This is a genomic window from Nocardia cyriacigeorgica GUH-2, from assembly GCF_000284035.1.
Classification (GTDB): domain Bacteria; phylum Actinomycetota; class Actinomycetes; order Mycobacteriales; family Mycobacteriaceae; genus Nocardia; species Nocardia cyriacigeorgica_B.
Map to the genome: position 1 here is coordinate 3,671,066 of NC_016887.1, position 13,286 is coordinate 3,684,351.

General features: G+C 68.5%; 18 protein-coding genes. 12 read left to right on the forward strand and 6 right to left on the reverse strand.

Features of this window, described 5'->3' with window-relative positions:
* Positions 1-93 precede the first annotated feature (93 nt).
* Complete coding sequence (locus NOCYR_RS16450) at positions 94-390, forward strand: DUF1330 domain-containing protein (protein ID WP_014351523.1); 297 nt, start codon at positions 94-96, stop codon at positions 388-390.
* A 55-nt stretch (positions 391-445) separates the two neighbouring features.
* Here NOCYR_RS16450 and NOCYR_RS16455 read toward each other — a convergent pair whose 3' ends face one another.
* On the reverse strand, positions 446-1,021 hold the full coding sequence (locus NOCYR_RS16455) for a TetR family transcriptional regulator (protein WP_014351524.1): 576 nt from the start codon (positions 1,019-1,021) through the stop codon (positions 446-448).
* 92 nt (positions 1,022-1,113) lie between these two features.
* On the opposite strand from NOCYR_RS16455, the gene NOCYR_RS16460 reads away from it, so the two are divergent.
* The 3 genes from NOCYR_RS16460 to NOCYR_RS16470 all read left to right on the forward strand — a co-directional run bounded on the left by NOCYR_RS16460 (position 1,114) and on the right by NOCYR_RS16470 (position 3,173).
* The gene (locus tag NOCYR_RS16460; RefSeq protein ID WP_014351525.1) at positions 1,114-1,575 is read left to right on the forward strand and encodes a DUF4334 domain-containing protein; all 462 of its coding nucleotides are present in this window, start codon (positions 1,114-1,116) and stop codon (positions 1,573-1,575) included.
* Positions 1,575-2,663: an NAD(P)-dependent alcohol dehydrogenase gene (locus NOCYR_RS16465; protein ID WP_014351526.1), complete on the forward strand. Its 1,089-nt coding sequence runs from the start codon at positions 1,575-1,577 to the stop codon at positions 2,661-2,663. Before NOCYR_RS16460 ends, NOCYR_RS16465 begins: the two co-directional genes overlap by 1 nt.
* 162 nt (positions 2,664-2,825) lie before the next feature.
* Positions 2,826-3,173 (forward strand): hypothetical protein, encoded by a 348-nt coding sequence (locus NOCYR_RS16470; RefSeq protein ID WP_014351527.1) that lies wholly within the window; start codon positions 2,826-2,828, stop codon positions 3,171-3,173.
* Between the two features lie 49 nt (positions 3,174-3,222).
* Here NOCYR_RS16470 and NOCYR_RS16475 read toward each other — a convergent pair whose 3' ends face one another.
* Positions 3,223-3,966: a helix-turn-helix domain-containing protein gene (locus NOCYR_RS16475; RefSeq protein ID WP_014351528.1), complete on the reverse strand. Its 744-nt coding sequence runs from the start codon at positions 3,964-3,966 to the stop codon at positions 3,223-3,225.
* A gap of 205 nt (positions 3,967-4,171) precedes the next feature.
* On the opposite strand from NOCYR_RS16475, the gene NOCYR_RS16480 reads away from it, so the two are divergent.
* Complete coding sequence (locus tag NOCYR_RS16480; RefSeq protein WP_231855941.1) at positions 4,172-4,939, forward strand: alpha/beta fold hydrolase; 768 nt, start codon at positions 4,172-4,174, stop codon at positions 4,937-4,939.
* Between the two features lie 273 nt (positions 4,940-5,212).
* On the opposite strand, the gene NOCYR_RS16490 is transcribed toward NOCYR_RS16480, so the two are convergent.
* Both NOCYR_RS16490 and NOCYR_RS16495 read right to left on the reverse strand, forming a co-directional pair.
* Entirely contained in the window at positions 5,213-5,545 is a 333-nt protein-coding gene (locus NOCYR_RS16490; RefSeq protein ID WP_014351531.1) for an ArsR/SmtB family transcription factor, read from the reverse strand.
* On the reverse strand, positions 5,535-5,966 hold the full coding sequence (locus NOCYR_RS16495) for an SRPBCC domain-containing protein (RefSeq protein ID WP_014351532.1): 432 nt from the start codon (positions 5,964-5,966) through the stop codon (positions 5,535-5,537). Before NOCYR_RS16495 ends, NOCYR_RS16490 begins: the two co-directional genes overlap by 11 nt.
* Before the next feature lie 112 nt (positions 5,967-6,078).
* Between NOCYR_RS16495 and cobG the strand changes: the two genes are divergently transcribed.
* The 7 genes from cobG to NOCYR_RS16530 all read left to right on the forward strand — a co-directional run bounded on the left by cobG (position 6,079) and on the right by NOCYR_RS16530 (position 11,871).
* On the forward strand, positions 6,079-7,257 hold the full coding sequence (gene cobG, locus NOCYR_RS16500; RefSeq protein WP_048833448.1) for a precorrin-3B synthase: 1,179 nt from the start codon (positions 6,079-6,081) through the stop codon (positions 7,255-7,257).
* 75 nt (positions 7,258-7,332) lie between these two features.
* Positions 7,333-7,692 (forward strand): type II toxin-antitoxin system RelE/ParE family toxin, encoded by a 360-nt coding sequence (locus tag NOCYR_RS16505; protein ID WP_197538390.1) that lies wholly within the window; start codon positions 7,333-7,335, stop codon positions 7,690-7,692.
* Between the two features lies 1 nt (position 7,693).
* The gene (locus tag NOCYR_RS16510; protein ID WP_081505431.1) at positions 7,694-7,990 is read left to right on the forward strand and encodes a helix-turn-helix transcriptional regulator; all 297 of its coding nucleotides are present in this window, start codon (positions 7,694-7,696) and stop codon (positions 7,988-7,990) included.
* 81 nt (positions 7,991-8,071) lie between these two features.
* Complete coding sequence (locus NOCYR_RS16515) at positions 8,072-8,707, forward strand: precorrin-8X methylmutase (RefSeq protein ID WP_014351536.1); 636 nt, start codon at positions 8,072-8,074, stop codon at positions 8,705-8,707.
* Positions 8,704-10,452: a precorrin-2 C(20)-methyltransferase gene (locus NOCYR_RS16520; protein ID WP_014351537.1), complete on the forward strand. Its 1,749-nt coding sequence runs from the start codon at positions 8,704-8,706 to the stop codon at positions 10,450-10,452. Before NOCYR_RS16515 ends, NOCYR_RS16520 begins: the two co-directional genes overlap by 4 nt.
* A 93-nt stretch (positions 10,453-10,545) precedes the next feature.
* Positions 10,546-11,115, forward strand: a complete 570-nt coding sequence (locus tag NOCYR_RS16525) for a PadR family transcriptional regulator (protein WP_014351538.1) — start codon at positions 10,546-10,548, stop codon at positions 11,113-11,115.
* Between the two features lie 111 nt (positions 11,116-11,226).
* Positions 11,227-11,871 (forward strand): dihydrofolate reductase family protein, encoded by a 645-nt coding sequence (locus NOCYR_RS16530; RefSeq protein ID WP_014351539.1) that lies wholly within the window; start codon positions 11,227-11,229, stop codon positions 11,869-11,871.
* 9 nt (positions 11,872-11,880) lie between these two features.
* Here NOCYR_RS16530 and NOCYR_RS16535 read toward each other — a convergent pair whose 3' ends face one another.
* On the reverse strand, positions 11,881-12,630 hold the full coding sequence (locus tag NOCYR_RS16535; RefSeq protein ID WP_086008266.1) for a cobalt-precorrin-6A reductase: 750 nt from the start codon (positions 12,628-12,630) through the stop codon (positions 11,881-11,883).
* A complete protein-coding gene (locus tag NOCYR_RS16540; protein WP_014351541.1) occupies positions 12,627-13,250 on the reverse strand; it encodes a DUF456 domain-containing protein in 624 nt (207 codons plus the stop codon). Before NOCYR_RS16540 ends, NOCYR_RS16535 begins: the two co-directional genes overlap by 4 nt.
* Positions 13,251-13,286: the final 36 nt, after the last annotated feature.

Here is a 13,286-nt window from a genome sequence, read left to right on the forward strand (position 1 = left end):
CGCCCGGGAGGGCGGGAGCGGCGACCCGCCTGCGCGGCGCAAAGTGAGGCGCTGACGGCGTCAGTTCCACTCATCCCAACACTGGAGGTTCTCATGCCCAAGGGCTACTGGGTCAGCGTCTACCCCACCATCGAGGACCCCGAAAGGCTCGAGGCCTACAACAAACTGGCCGGCCCAGCCGTCGCGGCCGGGGGCGGGCGGTTGCTCGCCGGCATCGGAGGCCGGGTCGAGGCACACGAAGCCGGCATCGCCGACCGCGTCGTCCTGATCGAGTTCGACAGCTTCGACCAGGCGGTCGCCACCCGCGCGAGCGCGGCCTACCAGCAGGCGCTGGCCGAACTCCCCGACGGCTTCGAGCGCGACTTCCGCATCGTCGAAGGCCGCGACTGACCGGCGCCCAGTTCGACTCGGCGGGACTCGCGAGCGCGCTGCGACAACCCGGCGGTCAGTGCCGCTGCGGCGCGACGAGGCGCTGGGCGGCGAGCACGGTCGCCGCGCGCTGGGCGGGCAGCCGGTCGCCGCCCGCGCGCCGTTCGGCGAAGGCCGCGTGCATCGCACTGGTGCGAGCAAGGTCGGTGAGCATGCGGAGCAGGGCGGGGGCGGGGATGTCGGCGGTGATCAAACCCTCCCGCTGGCCGCGGCGCAGTTCGGCGAGTTTGGGGTCGATGGTGCGGCGGACGACCTCGGTCACGGCCTCGTCGTCAGCCGGTTCGAGTTCCGACCACACCTGGAGGCGGGCATTGTCGGGGTTGGCGACGAAGTGGTCGAACAGGCGGCCTACGTAGCCGGGGAGGTCGTCGGCGCGCAGGGCGGTTTCGGCGGTGGTTTCGGCGGTCCAGCGTTCGGTGACGGCGATGTAGAGCTCGCGTTTTCCTGGGAAGTAGGCGTAGAGGCGGTCTTTGCTGGCGCGGGCCGCGGCGGCAATGCGGTTGATCCGGGCGCCGGCGATGCCGTACTGCGCGAACTCGGCCTTGGCCGCCGCGAGAATCCGCTCCCGGGTCGCCTCACCTGCCGCACGCATGCCCGAATCGTAGCTTGCCGAACCATTTGGTTCGGAACTATGGTCATTTCACGAACCAAACGGTTCTGGAAGCTCGGCGAGACGAGGACGTGATGGCCGCACGATGGCAGGAACTCAGGGATCAGACCGACGGGGTGTCGGTCGCCGAACTGGACGAACTGTGGGGCCGGCTACGGCCCGCGCGGGCCGAGGACATCCTCGGCGAATGGCGCGGCGGAGCGTTCCAGACCGGCCACCCGCTGTGCCGGGCGCTGCCGGCCAGCCGCTGGTACGGCAAGACGTTCCTGGCACTCGACGATGCCAAGCCGCTCATCTGCCGCGCCGAGGACGGCACCTTGTTCTCGAATGTCGAACTCGGGCAAGGCGAAGCGACGCTGTGGAATATCGAGTTCCGCGGCGAGGTCACCGCGACGATGGTCTACGACGGGCGCGCGGTGTTCGACCATTTCAAGTGGCTCGACGACAACACCTTGATGGGCATCATGAACGGACGCCCCGAGCTGGTGCTCTCGCGTGGTGAGCACTTCTACTTCCTGCTGGAGCGGGTGAATTGATGCGCACGAGCGCCGTCCTGTCCCGCGATCCGCGTGCGGGATTCACGGTCGAGACAGTCGATATCGACGAACCGCGCGCAGGTGAGATTCTGGTGCGCATCGCCGCTGCCGGTGTGTGCCATACCGATCTGGTGAGCCGGCGGGCAGGTGCGGGCGACCGGCCGGTGTTGCTGGGCCACGAAGGTGCGGGCGTGGTCGAGGCGGTCGGGCCGGGCGTGAGTGCAGTGCGACCGGGCGATCATGTCGTGCTGACGTTCCGGCATTGCGGTGGGTGCGCCAACTGCCGCGCCGGACGTCCCGCGTACTGCCGTCGGGCGAACGCGTTGAACCAGTTCGGGCGGCGCGCGCACGATCAGCCGCGGGTGACCGTCGACGGCGTGCCGGTGCTGGACGGCTTCTTCGGCCAGTCGAGCTTCGCGGGCTACGCGCTCGCCGCAGAGGACAACACCGTCGTCATCGATTCCGCGATCGACCTCGCTCTGGCGGCACCGTTCGGATGCGGATTCCAGACCGGTATGGGCGCGGTGCTCAATGTTTTACGTCCGGAGCCTGGCTCCTGGCTGGCCATCTACGGTGCGGGTGCGGTCGGCATGGCCGCGCTGCTCGCCGCGCGGACGATGGCCGACGTTCGCGTCGCCGTCGTCGAGACCTCCGCGGCCCGCCGCGAACTGGCCCGCGAGCTGGGCGCCGACGCCGCCATCGACCCGGCCGAATCCCCCACCACGCCGGCGATCCGCGAGCTCACCGGCGGCGGCGCGACCCACGCGCTCGACACCACCGGCGTCGCGAGCGTTCTCGGTGACGCTGTCGCGGCGCTCACGACGGGTGCGACGGTGGTGGCGGTCGGGCTCGGCGCGGGCACGCCGCCGGTTGACGTCAGCGATATCGTCTTGTACGGCAAGGTGATTCGCGGATGCCTGGAGGGCGACGCCGTTCCGAGCACGTTCATTCCGCATCTGCTGGACCTGCACAAGCGCGGCCTGTTGCCGGCGGATCGGCTCATCACCCGCTACCCGCACACCGGGATCGATCGCGCGCTCGAAGATCAACGCGCGGGCCGGGTTGTCAAACCGGTCCTTACATGGTGAGGCGCCATCGCCGGGCGCACGCTGATCCGGAGATTCCGGATTCGATACCGACGGTGATGCGGCAGGATGCTAGCGGTGCGTCGGCCACACGTAACGATAGCCACACATATTTGCCGACACAGCAGAGCGAACCCTTTCCGCCCAGTAAAAGGAGCAGGATAGATGCGTTCCACCGTCCGCAGCGGGCTCGCTGCCGCCGCCATCACCGTCGCGGGACTCACCACACTCGCGCCGTCGGCCGCCGCCCAGCCGTCCATGTACGACCCGGTGATCCGGCCGTGCAGCCACCTGTTCCGCACCCCGCTGGAGCTGCCGCGTCCCGGCACCGACGTCTATTGGAGCCCGTTCGGCACCGGCGGCATCGTCTGCTTCGACGACGGCACCGGCATGGAAAACTACTACCAGCGCGACCCGTGGGGCGCCTGGCACGATATGAACGAACTGATGCCCGGGCATTTCTTCTATGTGGTGTTCAGCTCGACGGTGCCCGATCAGGCGACCTGGGGATAGGGCGAGTTATCTCGGCCTATCGAGACGGATTCAGACCAGGCGTCCTCGATCACGTTGTCGGCCAAGCGATGTCGTCGATCGCGAGCCATGTCGCCTGCGCGACGACGGACGGGGTCAGATCGGTGATCGCTCTGGTTCGACGGTGCAGATGGGATTGGTCGGCGTAGCCGGCTTCGACCGCGGCGTCCGCGGGTGGGCGCCCGGCCGCCAGCAGATGGGCGGCGTGGTCGAAGCGGACGAGCTCGGCCGCATGCTTGGGCGTCACTCCGATGTGGGTTCGGAAACGGGACCAGAGTCGTTGACGGGACCAGCCGGTCTCGAGGGCTAGATCCTGGATGCGGACCAGGCCCCTGGTGCGCATGGCCTGGTCCCAGGCATAGGCGATCTCGGGTGCTACCTCGGCCTTCCTGGACACTCGGCTCCGCAGGAACGCGGCGGCGAGGGCGAATCGGTCGTCCCACGACGACGTCGCCCGGAGCCGCTCGCACAATTCGGCAGTGTCGCCCCACAGCTCCGCCATCGGAGTCACCGCCCCGCCGATCACGTCGGTATCGCGGAGGACCGCTGCCGCGACGACCGGCGACAAACGGATCTGGAGAACGTCACCGGATCCGGAACCGGAAATGCGCACGGCGCCGCCACGCAACCCGACGATCGCGCTCCCCGTCACCGGCCGCCCGAGCGTGTCGTACACGATGCCGCGCTCGCCGAGGTCGATCAGGAGCGTGACCAGCGGATGCGGGATCATCGTCATATCGACGGCACCGACGTCGCGGTAACGGAACCCCGCCATCCGAACACCCCGAGCAGGCGGACGAACCGGGACGGAAATGCCGACCCGGCTCCAATCCCATCCGGGCGTCGCGGTCATACGCTCCAGGCTAGCCGGGCACCACAGCGTGACATTCGTTCAATACAGGTGGCGAGTCCAGTACGACGCTGTCTGTATGAGTGATTCGAGCACCGCCGCCGCACGCATCGACGAAACGATCCGCGGGTTGCATGTCGTCATCGAGGGGAACCCCACGGCCCCGCCCCTGCTGCTCATCCATGGTTCGGGCGCAACCGGTTCGACGTGGGCGCCGGTGGTTTCATCGCTTGCCACCGAGTTCCGGGTCGTCACGATCGACCTGCCCGGCTGTGGCCGATCTGCTTCGGTGCCGACGTATGCCGTTGCGCAGCAGGCGGATCGGACGGCCGCGGTGCTGGATGATCTCGGCATCCAATGCTCGGCTGTGGTGGGCCACTCCAGTGGAGGATATGTCGCCACCGCTCTGGTGGAGCAGCGGCCGGACCTCGTCGGCGAGCTGATTCTGGTCAGCACGGGACCGAGCCTCTCGGCACTTCTCCCCGAGTCGGCGATCATCCGGATGCTTTCCCGACCGCCCTTGGGGCCGCTCGTATGGGCGATCCGTACCGATTCGATGATCCGCCGGGCCGTCGCGGCGACAGCGGCTGCTCCGATCACTGTGCCCGATGAGGTTCTGGCCGATATGCGAACGATGTCGTACCGCACTCTGCGCGCGATCCTGGTGGCCAACACGGATTACCTCGCCGCGCGGACCGTGCCCGAACGCCTCGTAGACGCCGGCAAACCACCCTTGGTCATCTTCGGCGATTCGGACCCACGCTGGAACCCGGCCTCGACCCGGGAGTACGAGGCGGTCCCCGGCGCCGAAGTCGAATACCTGCCGGGAGTCGGTCATCTCGCGATGCTCGAAGCCCCCGACGCACTCGCCCGCGTAATCCTCGACCGCGCACGGTAGGTGTACACCCAGGTCGAGGTGGCTCGCGAGGCCGGGCGCCGAGGCCGGGTTGAAGGTGTGGATGGTCTCGGCCGGGACGAAAGCCAAGATCGGTGACAAACACACGCACACATCGCTGGTGCGAGTAGAGGCCAACGAGCCGTGGCCGGACGCAGGTATGACCGTGCTGCGGTGGGGGCAACTGGCAGGGACCGAACCCATTGCGGCGTCCCCGATCGAGTTCCCTTGGGCGCAGCAGCGTCCGGATTCGGTGCGCGACACCGGCTTCCACCCTCACGACCGATCCAAATGATCCTTCAATACCTCGAGCCGCCCATCCCAGTCCCGAGCAAGCGCTGCAAGGAACTGCTGCGCCACCTGCATCGGCGCCGAATGCAATCGGTAACGCACGCGGCGCCGCTCGCCCGGTTCGGGGATCACCAGCCCCGAATCCGACAGCAGCGCAAGGTGTTTCGCGATCGCCTGGCGGGTGATCGGGAGCCGGGCGGCCAGGTCGGTGGCGGTGGCGGGGCCGGCCGAAGCCAGCTCCGCCAGGATCGCGCGGCGGCTCGGATCGGCCAGTGCGGTGAAGACCTGTTCGGCGATCGCTTCGGTGTCAGGCGGCATCGAGGTAGGTCACCAGTTCCCCGAGTTCCTGCGCCCAGCCGTCGACGTTGCCGGAATGCGCGGTCTTGTGTTCGTCGTCGGCGAGTTGCGCGAATCCGGTTTCCACCACGGTCAATCGCGTGCCGGCACCCGTCGGTTCGAGGGTGAACTCGACGTAGGTGCGGCGCGGGTCTTCGGCGGGCAGGCCGTAGATCTGCCAGGTGAAGCCGAAGATGCGCGGACGCTCAACGCGCTCTACCCGTAGCTGCTGCGAGCCGCCCTCATCCCAGCGCAGCCAGGCCTCGCCGCCGGGGCGCAGGTCGATGCGCGCCTCGTTGCCGAACCAGGTGCCGAGCCCCTCTGCCGTTGTAATCGCCGTCCACACCTTCTCCGGCGGATGCGCCAGCTCGACGGTCCGCTCGATTCGATCAGGAAATCCCATCATGCACTCCACTCAGTAGCAACTCAACGGTTGCAATAGTATGGCAACCAATTGGTTGCGTCAATGCCACACCCGCTCGCGCCCGCCGTAGGGTCCGTAAGCTGGACCGATCATGGCTCGCACAGATTCGGATTCCTGCCCGGGAGTGCTACGGCTGCACGAGGCCGCCGACGGGCCGCTGGCACGCATCCGAATGCCCGGTGGACGGCTGGAACCGCACCAGATCCAGGCGCTGGCCGGGGCGGCCGACGAGCTCGGTGACGGCAATATCGAACTCACCTCGCGCGGGAATGTGCAGTTGCGTCAGGTGCGTGATGCGCGCGAGCTGACCGGCAGGCTCGAAGCGGCGGGGTTGCTGCCCAGCCACACCCATGAGCGGGTGCGCAATATCGTCGCCTCGCCGCTGTCGGGCCGGATTGGCGGGCTCGCGGACGTGCACCCACTGGTCGGTTCCCTCGATGCCGGGCTGCGGGCGGCGGCGCGGCTCGCTGACCTGCCCGGACGGGTGCTGTTCGCGCTGGACGACGGGCGCGGCGACGTCAGCGCGCTCGGCCCCGATATCGGTGCGCATGCCGTCGGCGCCGACGAGTTCGCGATCCTGCTCGCCGGCCGGGACAGCGGGCTGCGGGTCTCGACCGCCGATACCGCCGACGTCCTGCTGGCGGCCGCGCACGGATTCCTCGATCTCGGCTCCGGCCATTGGCGATTGCACGAGATCGAAGACGGCGCCGAACGCCTCGCCGGGTCGCTGGGCCTGACGCCGGTATCGCCGCGCGTGCACATCGAAACCGCTCCGCCGCCGCCGATCGGCTGGCTCCCTCAGGACAACGGCCTGGTCGCCCTCGGCGCGGGCATCCGCCTGGGCTCCTTGCCCGCCCGCACCGCGGAATTCCTCGCCGCCGTCGAACGCCCGCTGTTCATCACCCCGTGGCGCTCGATCGTCCTCACCGACCTCGACGAATGGCCCGCCGAACAGGTCGTGCGCGTCCTGGCCCCGATGGGCCTGATCTTCGACGCGAACTCCCCGTGGTTGCAGGTCACCGCCTGCGCCGGCCGCCCCGGCTGCGCCAAATCCCACACCGACGTCCGCGCCGACGCCACCGCCGCCGTCGAATCCGGCCGCGTCCTCCCACCCGGCACCACCACCCCCACCACCGACTCCCCCACCCCCGCCGACCAGCTCCTCATCGCAGGCCGCCAGCACTGGTCCGGCTGCGACCGCCACTGCGGCCGCCCCGCCGGCCCCGTCACCGACGTCACCGCCGGGCCGGACGGGTACTCGGTCGGATAACCATCGGCACCCCCGTTCATCGTCGCCGGAGAACTTGGATTGGCCATATCAACGATGGCATATATCATTGACGGCATGGACATGTTCGACATAGAGGTCGAACCCGAGGTAAGAGCTTGGCTGGAATCGCTGAGCGATGAGCATTACGGTCGCGCAATGTATCGAGCAGAGATGCTCGCCGAGTCCGCAGGCACGCTTGGCGAACCCTACTCGAGACATTTGGACGGCAAAGTTCGCGAGTTGCGGTTCAGCCTCGACGGCCGTCCCGTGCGTATCACGTACTGGTTGGCACCTCAACGGCGTGTCATTCTGTTGACCGTCTTCTACAAGACGCGTCAGCGTGAATCGGCGCAGGTCGAACGTGCGGTGCTGGCACAGAAGGAATGCGAAGCCGAGCACGGCCACGCAACCGAGGTTTTCGAGAGGAAGGTCTGACATGAGCAAGAGTCAGCATGTCAGGTTGGACACCACCCCTGATGTGCACCGGCACGGAAATGCTGTGCGCGCCGGCTACGAAGCCGAAAGGCGGGCAGTCGAGCTCGGGCGAGCAGTCCGCGAACGCCGAGAAGGCCTCGGGTTGTCGCAATCCGAACTGGCCCGACGTGCAGGGACCAGTCAAGCCGCTATCTCCCGGCTCGAGTCCGGGGAGCACGTCCCCACATTGACACTGCTCGACAGGCTGGCCGCAGCCCTTGATGCCACGGTGGACGTCTCGTTCACCAGCGCGGCCTGACGGACCGCGAACACCCAGCGATAGCTGATCCGGTCGACCCACGGCGACGGCCGCATATACCCGGGTCATAGGCTGAGCGGCATGTCCGACGTGCGTGCCAGTTATCTCACCGACGCGGCCGAGATCTATCGGCGGTCTTTCGCCACGATCCGGGCCGAGGCGGATCTGAGCGGGTTTCCGCCGGATGTCGCGCAGGTGGTGGTGCGGATGATCCATGGATGCGGGCAGGTCGATCTGGCGCAGGATGTGGCGTTCACGCCGGGAGTTGTTGGCGCGGCGCGGGCGGCGTTGCGGGCGGGGGCGCCGATTTTGTGCGATGCGAACATGGTCGCCTCGGGGGTGACGCGCAAGCGGCTGCCCGCCGATAACGAGGTGCTGTGTCTGCTGGGCGATCCGCGGGTGCCGGAGCTGGCGCAGCGGATGGGCACCACGCGGTCGGCGGCGGCGCTGGAGTTGTGGGCCGAGCGGCTCGACGGCGCGGTGGTCGCCATCGGCAACGCGCCCACCGCGCTGTTCCATCTGCTGGACATGCTGGATGCCGGTGCGCCGCGTCCGGCGGCGGTGCTGGGCATCCCGGTCGGCTTCGTCGGCGCCGTCGAGTCCAAGGACGCGTTGATCGAGGCGGGCGGTGTCGACTATCTGACCGTGCGCGGCAGGCGCGGCGGCAGCGCCATCACCGCCTCGGCCCTGAATGCGATTGCGAGCGAACAGGAATGAGCGCACCCGGCAAACTCTGGGGTATCGGACTCGGTCCCGGCGATCCGGAACTGGTGACGGTGAAGGCGGCGCGGATCATCGGCGCGGCCGACGTGATCGCCTTCCACAGCGCGCGACACGGGCGCAGCATCTCGCGCGCCATCGCCGAACCGTACATGCGGCCGGGCCAGCTCGAAGAGCACCTGGTGTACCCGGTGACGACCGAGACCACCGACCATCCCGGCGGATACCAGGGCGCGATCGACGAGTTCTATGAGCAAGCCGCCGAGCGACTGGCCGGACATCTAGCCGCCGGACGCAGCGTCGCGCTCCTGGCCGCGGGCGACCCCCTGTTCTACAGCTCCTATATGCATATGCACCGCCGCCTGGCCGACCGGTTCGAGGCCGAGATCATTCCCGGCATCACTTCGGTGAGCGCGGCGACGGCTGCCCTGGGCACACCGCTGGTCGAGGGCGAGCAGGTGCTGACCGTGCTGCCCGGCACTATGCCGGTCGACGAACTCACCGAACGCCTGCGCACCGCCGACGCCGCTGCCGTCATGAAGCTCGGCCGCACCTATCCCGCCGTCCGCCAGGCGCTCTCGGACGCGGGCAAGCTGGGCGAGGCGTATTACGTCGAGCGGGCCAGCACCGGCCGTCAGCGGGTGCTGGCCGCCGCCGACGTGGCCGATGACGAGGTCCCCTACTTCGCCATCACCATCGTTCCCGGGCCGGAACCGACCACGCCGTTGCGTCTGAGCGCACCGAGCGAAAAGAGTTCGGCGACAGGGCATTCAACGAACTGCCTTGGTGTGGCCGAGTCGGCGACTCCCGGCGACACGCAGTCAGCGTCCGGAGGGCACGTCGGCCGATCGGCCGACTCCGTCATGGCCGCGCCACCGGAGAACGCAGTCCCGCAGGAAGTCTCCAGCGCCAGCTTCGACCCGATCGCGCCGGAAAACGTCGACCCGCAGGCGCACGATGCCACCGTCCCCACCAGGGCGCCTGACGAACTTGCCGATTCCGGCGAAGTGGTCGTCGTCGGCCTCGGCCCGGGCGCGACCGCCTGGACGACACCCGAAGTCGAGCAAGCCCTCGCCGAAGCCACCGACCTCGTCGGCTACACCACCTACATCAACCGTGTCCCCGTCCGACCCGGCCAGCGCAGGCACGCCAGCGACAATCGGGTCGAATCCGAGCGCGCCGCCATGGCTTTGGATCTGGCCAAGAATGGTGCACGCGTCGCCGTGGTCTCCTCCGGGGACCCCGGCGTGTTCGCGATGGCCGCCGCGGTGTTGGAAGAGTCGGCCGATCCGCAATGGAAGGGGGTCCCCGTCCGGGTGCTGCCCGGCGTGACCGCCGCCAACGCCGTCGCGAGCCGGGTGGGCGCGCCATTGGGTCACGACTACGCGATGATCTCGCTGTCGGATCGGCTCAAGCCGTGGGACGTCGTCGCGCGCCGGCTATCCGCCGCCGCGGCCGCCGATATGGCCATCGCCATCTACAACCCGGCCTCGAGCCAGCGCACGTGGCAGGTGTCGGCCATGCGGGAGCTGCTGCTCGAGCACCGCTCGCCGCTGACGCCCGTGGTGATCGGCCGCGATGTCGGCGGGCCCACCGAAACAGTGCGCGTGGTGTCGCTGGGCGATCTCGAGCCGAGCGAGGTCGATATGCGCACGCTGCTGATCATCGGCGCCTCCACCACTGCCGTGGTCGAGACCGAGGACGGGCCACGCGTCTACACCTCCCGGCGCTACCAGGTCTGAACCGCCGCACCGCGCGCCGGACCGCCGCGTCCGCCCGAACCGGTAGACTCGTACACATTCCACTATGGAGTGTCGACCCGAAGGGAGTACAGCGTGGCCGACCGTACGAGCAGGCGGCCGTTGAACTCCACGGCCGCCTCCCTACTCGGCTTCCTGCACGAAGGCCCGATGTCCGGCTGGGACCTGGTGAATCTGGCCCAGGAGCGCATCGGCGATTTCTGGACCATCACGCAGAGCCAGGTCTACCGCGAACTCACCGCCATGGACGCCGCCGGCCTGGTCGAGAAAGGCCAGACCGGCGCCCGCGAGCGCACCCCGTATCACATCACCGACGCCGGCCGTGCCGCCTTCCGCGAGTGGATCGCGCGCGACCCCGGCGCCGAAACCATCCGCGTCCCCCTCCTGCTGACGATGTCGTTCGGCGATCACCTCGACCCCACCCATCTCGACGAGATCATCGCCGCAGGACGCGAGGTCCACCGGCGCCGCCTCGACGGCTACCTCCGCGAAGACTGCGCCGGAATGCGCGCCCACCAGCGCGCCACCCTCGAATTCGGCATCGCCTACGAACGCGCCGTCCTCGACTGGTTCGACCGCCTCCCCGCTCTCCTCGGGCGTACCCCGGCCGAATTGGTGACAACACCGCCACCGCCGCAGGACTGACCCGGACGCTCGGGATTCAGGGACGGCTGCAATTCGGACAACCGGTTGCACTATGGAAGCAGCACCGGTACGGTCCTAACTGCTTGCAAATTGCAATCAGAAAGGGCTTCGATGACACAGTTCGTGCGGGTACAGAACTTCAGCATTTCCAGCGACGGGTACGGCGCCGGCGTCGGGCAGAGCCTCGACCGCCCGTTCGGGCACGCCGACCCGGCGGATTTCATGTCGTGGGCGGGAGCTACGGCGCACTGGGTGAACCGGACCGAGCCGGGCGGAACCTACGGGCTCGACGACTACATCACCCGCGATTTCGCGAACAATATCGGCGCGGAGATCATGGGGCGCAACAAGTTCGGTCCGCAGCGGGGGCCGTGGGAGGACTACGACTGGCAGGGCTGGTGGGGTGATGTACCACCGTTCCGCACACCGGTATTCGTGCTCACCCATCACCCTCGGCCGTCATTCACGCTGGCCGACACCACGTTCCATTTCCTCGACGCCACGCCGAAAGAGGCCCTGGCCCGAGCGTTCGAGGCCGCCGACGGCAAGGATGTGCGCATCGGTGGTGGTGTCGCGACAGTGCGGCAGTTCCTCGATGCCGATCTCATCGACCAGATGCACGTGGCGGTCGCCCCGGTCGAACTCGGACGCGGCGAACGGTTGTGGTCGAGCCCGGAGGAACTGACCGATCGCTTTCATCTCGAGCGGGTTCCGAGCCCCAGCGGGATGGTGCACCACTTCTTCTGGCGCAAGTAGTTCGACAGGTCAACGGTGGTTGTTCGCACGGCGGCGCAACCACTCGACCGCATCCCCGACTTCGGCCACGACCTCGGTGCCGGGCGGAACTGCCGGCCGGTCGATCATCAGCACCGGAATTCCGGCCTGCCGCGCGGCGGTGAGCTTCGCGGCCGTGTCGTCGCCCCCACTGTCCTTGGTCACCACCACGTCGACGCGATGCCCGGCCAGGATCTCGGCCTCGGCCTCGACGGTGAAAGGCCCACGGGCGAGCAAGAGTTCATGGTGGGGCGGCAGATCGGTTTCCGGCGGATCGATGGCGCGGATGAGAAACCACTGCTCGCTGAGCCCGGCGAACGCGCCGACACCTTGACGGCCGATGGTGAGAAAAACCCGCTCCCCCAGTTCGGTGACCCGCTCGGCCGCGGCGGCAAGGTCCGCAACGCGAAGCCAGTTGTCCCCCGGCCCCGCCGACCAGCCGGGCCGGCTCAACCGCAACAACGGGATACCGGCGGCGCGGCAGGCGATCGCCGCATTAGCGGTGATGGTGTCGGCGAACGGATGGGTCGCGTCGACGACGGCCGCGATCTGCCGCTGTAACAAGAACTCCCGCAGGCCATCCGGCCCGCCGAACCCACCGACGCGGACCTCACCAACCGGCAGCAGCGGCTCACGAACACGTCCGGCGAGCGAGGAGACGATGTCGAATCCTCGCTCGCCGGAAGCGATGCGGGCCAGTTCCCGGGCCTGCCGGGTTCCGCCCAGAATCAGGATGTTCAGGGCTGGCCGCTGAAGTAGGCCAGGCCCGCGTTGAGCAGCTCCGGACCACCCGCGACCGCGAGGCCGATGATGGCGCCGAGCACCGCGCCGGGCAGGATGCCGACACCGAAGAACAGGATGCCGACCGCCGCACCGATCAGGCCGCCGACGAGCGCACCGAGCGAGGCCCGCTGCAGTTCGGCCATGAACCAGCCCTGCGCCGAGATGAACTCGGCCTGGCTCGGGGCAGCCGCGGTCGGGGTGAGCTGCGGGGTCAGGGTGAGCTTGCTGCCATCGGCATCGACGGTGGCAGCGATCTCGACCGGCTGCCCCTTGGCGGTGGCGGTCAGCGGGATCGTGGTGACGACGGCACCGTCGGAGTTGGTCAGCGTCACCGTCTTGTCGTCGGTGTCGAGGCTGAACTTGCCACCGGTCACGGTGGTGACCAGCGACTTGCCGGCCTCGGCGAGCTCGAGGGTGTAGTCGACGCCCTGGTCTTCGCCGGTGACCGCGGGCACCGCGGTGCTCTGGTCCTGGGCGGCGGGCGGGGTGGGCGACGGAGCGGCGTAGGAGGTGCCTGCGGTGACTCCGGTGGCGGCGACCGCGAGCAGCGCGGTGGCGGCGAACTTCTTGTACTTCATGTAACTCCCCGGTCAGGAAATTTCGGTTTCCGATCA

Excerpts from the sequence above, each read along its gene's own strand:
- NOCYR_RS16455 (WP_014351524.1), bottom strand. The coding sequence starts at position 1,021 with ATGCGTGCGGCAGGTGAGGCGACCCGGGAGCGGATTCTCGCGGCGGCC.
- NOCYR_RS16460 (WP_014351525.1), top strand. The coding sequence starts at position 1,114 with ATGGCCGCACGATGGCAGGAACTCAGGGATCAGACCGACGGGGTGTCG.
- NOCYR_RS16505 (WP_197538390.1), top strand. The coding sequence starts at position 7,333 with ATGGACATGTTCGACATAGAGGTCGAACCCGAGGTAAGAGCTTGGCTG.
- NOCYR_RS16490 (WP_014351531.1), bottom strand. The coding sequence starts at position 5,545 with ATGCCGCCTGACACCGAAGCGATCGCCGAACAGGTCTTCACCGCACTG.
- NOCYR_RS16540 (WP_014351541.1), bottom strand. The coding sequence starts at position 13,250 with ATGAAGTACAAGAAGTTCGCCGCCACCGCGCTGCTCGCGGTCGCCGCC.
- NOCYR_RS16450 (WP_014351523.1), top strand. The coding sequence starts at position 94 with ATGCCCAAGGGCTACTGGGTCAGCGTCTACCCCACCATCGAGGACCCC.
- NOCYR_RS16465 (WP_014351526.1), top strand. The coding sequence starts at position 1,575 with ATGCGCACGAGCGCCGTCCTGTCCCGCGATCCGCGTGCGGGATTCACG.
- NOCYR_RS16510 (WP_081505431.1), top strand. The coding sequence starts at position 7,694 with ATGAGCAAGAGTCAGCATGTCAGGTTGGACACCACCCCTGATGTGCAC.
- NOCYR_RS16495 (WP_014351532.1), bottom strand. The coding sequence starts at position 5,966 with ATGGGATTTCCTGATCGAATCGAGCGGACCGTCGAGCTGGCGCATCCG.
- NOCYR_RS16520 (WP_014351537.1), top strand. The coding sequence starts at position 8,704 with ATGAGCGCACCCGGCAAACTCTGGGGTATCGGACTCGGTCCCGGCGAT.
- cobG (WP_048833448.1), top strand. The coding sequence starts at position 6,079 with ATGGCTCGCACAGATTCGGATTCCTGCCCGGGAGTGCTACGGCTGCAC.
- NOCYR_RS16515 (WP_014351536.1), top strand. The coding sequence starts at position 8,072 with ATGTCCGACGTGCGTGCCAGTTATCTCACCGACGCGGCCGAGATCTAT.
- NOCYR_RS16470 (WP_014351527.1), top strand. The coding sequence starts at position 2,826 with ATGCGTTCCACCGTCCGCAGCGGGCTCGCTGCCGCCGCCATCACCGTC.
- NOCYR_RS16475 (WP_014351528.1), bottom strand. The coding sequence starts at position 3,966 with ATGGCGGGGTTCCGTTACCGCGACGTCGGTGCCGTCGATATGACGATG.
- NOCYR_RS16530 (WP_014351539.1), top strand. The coding sequence starts at position 11,227 with ATGACACAGTTCGTGCGGGTACAGAACTTCAGCATTTCCAGCGACGGG.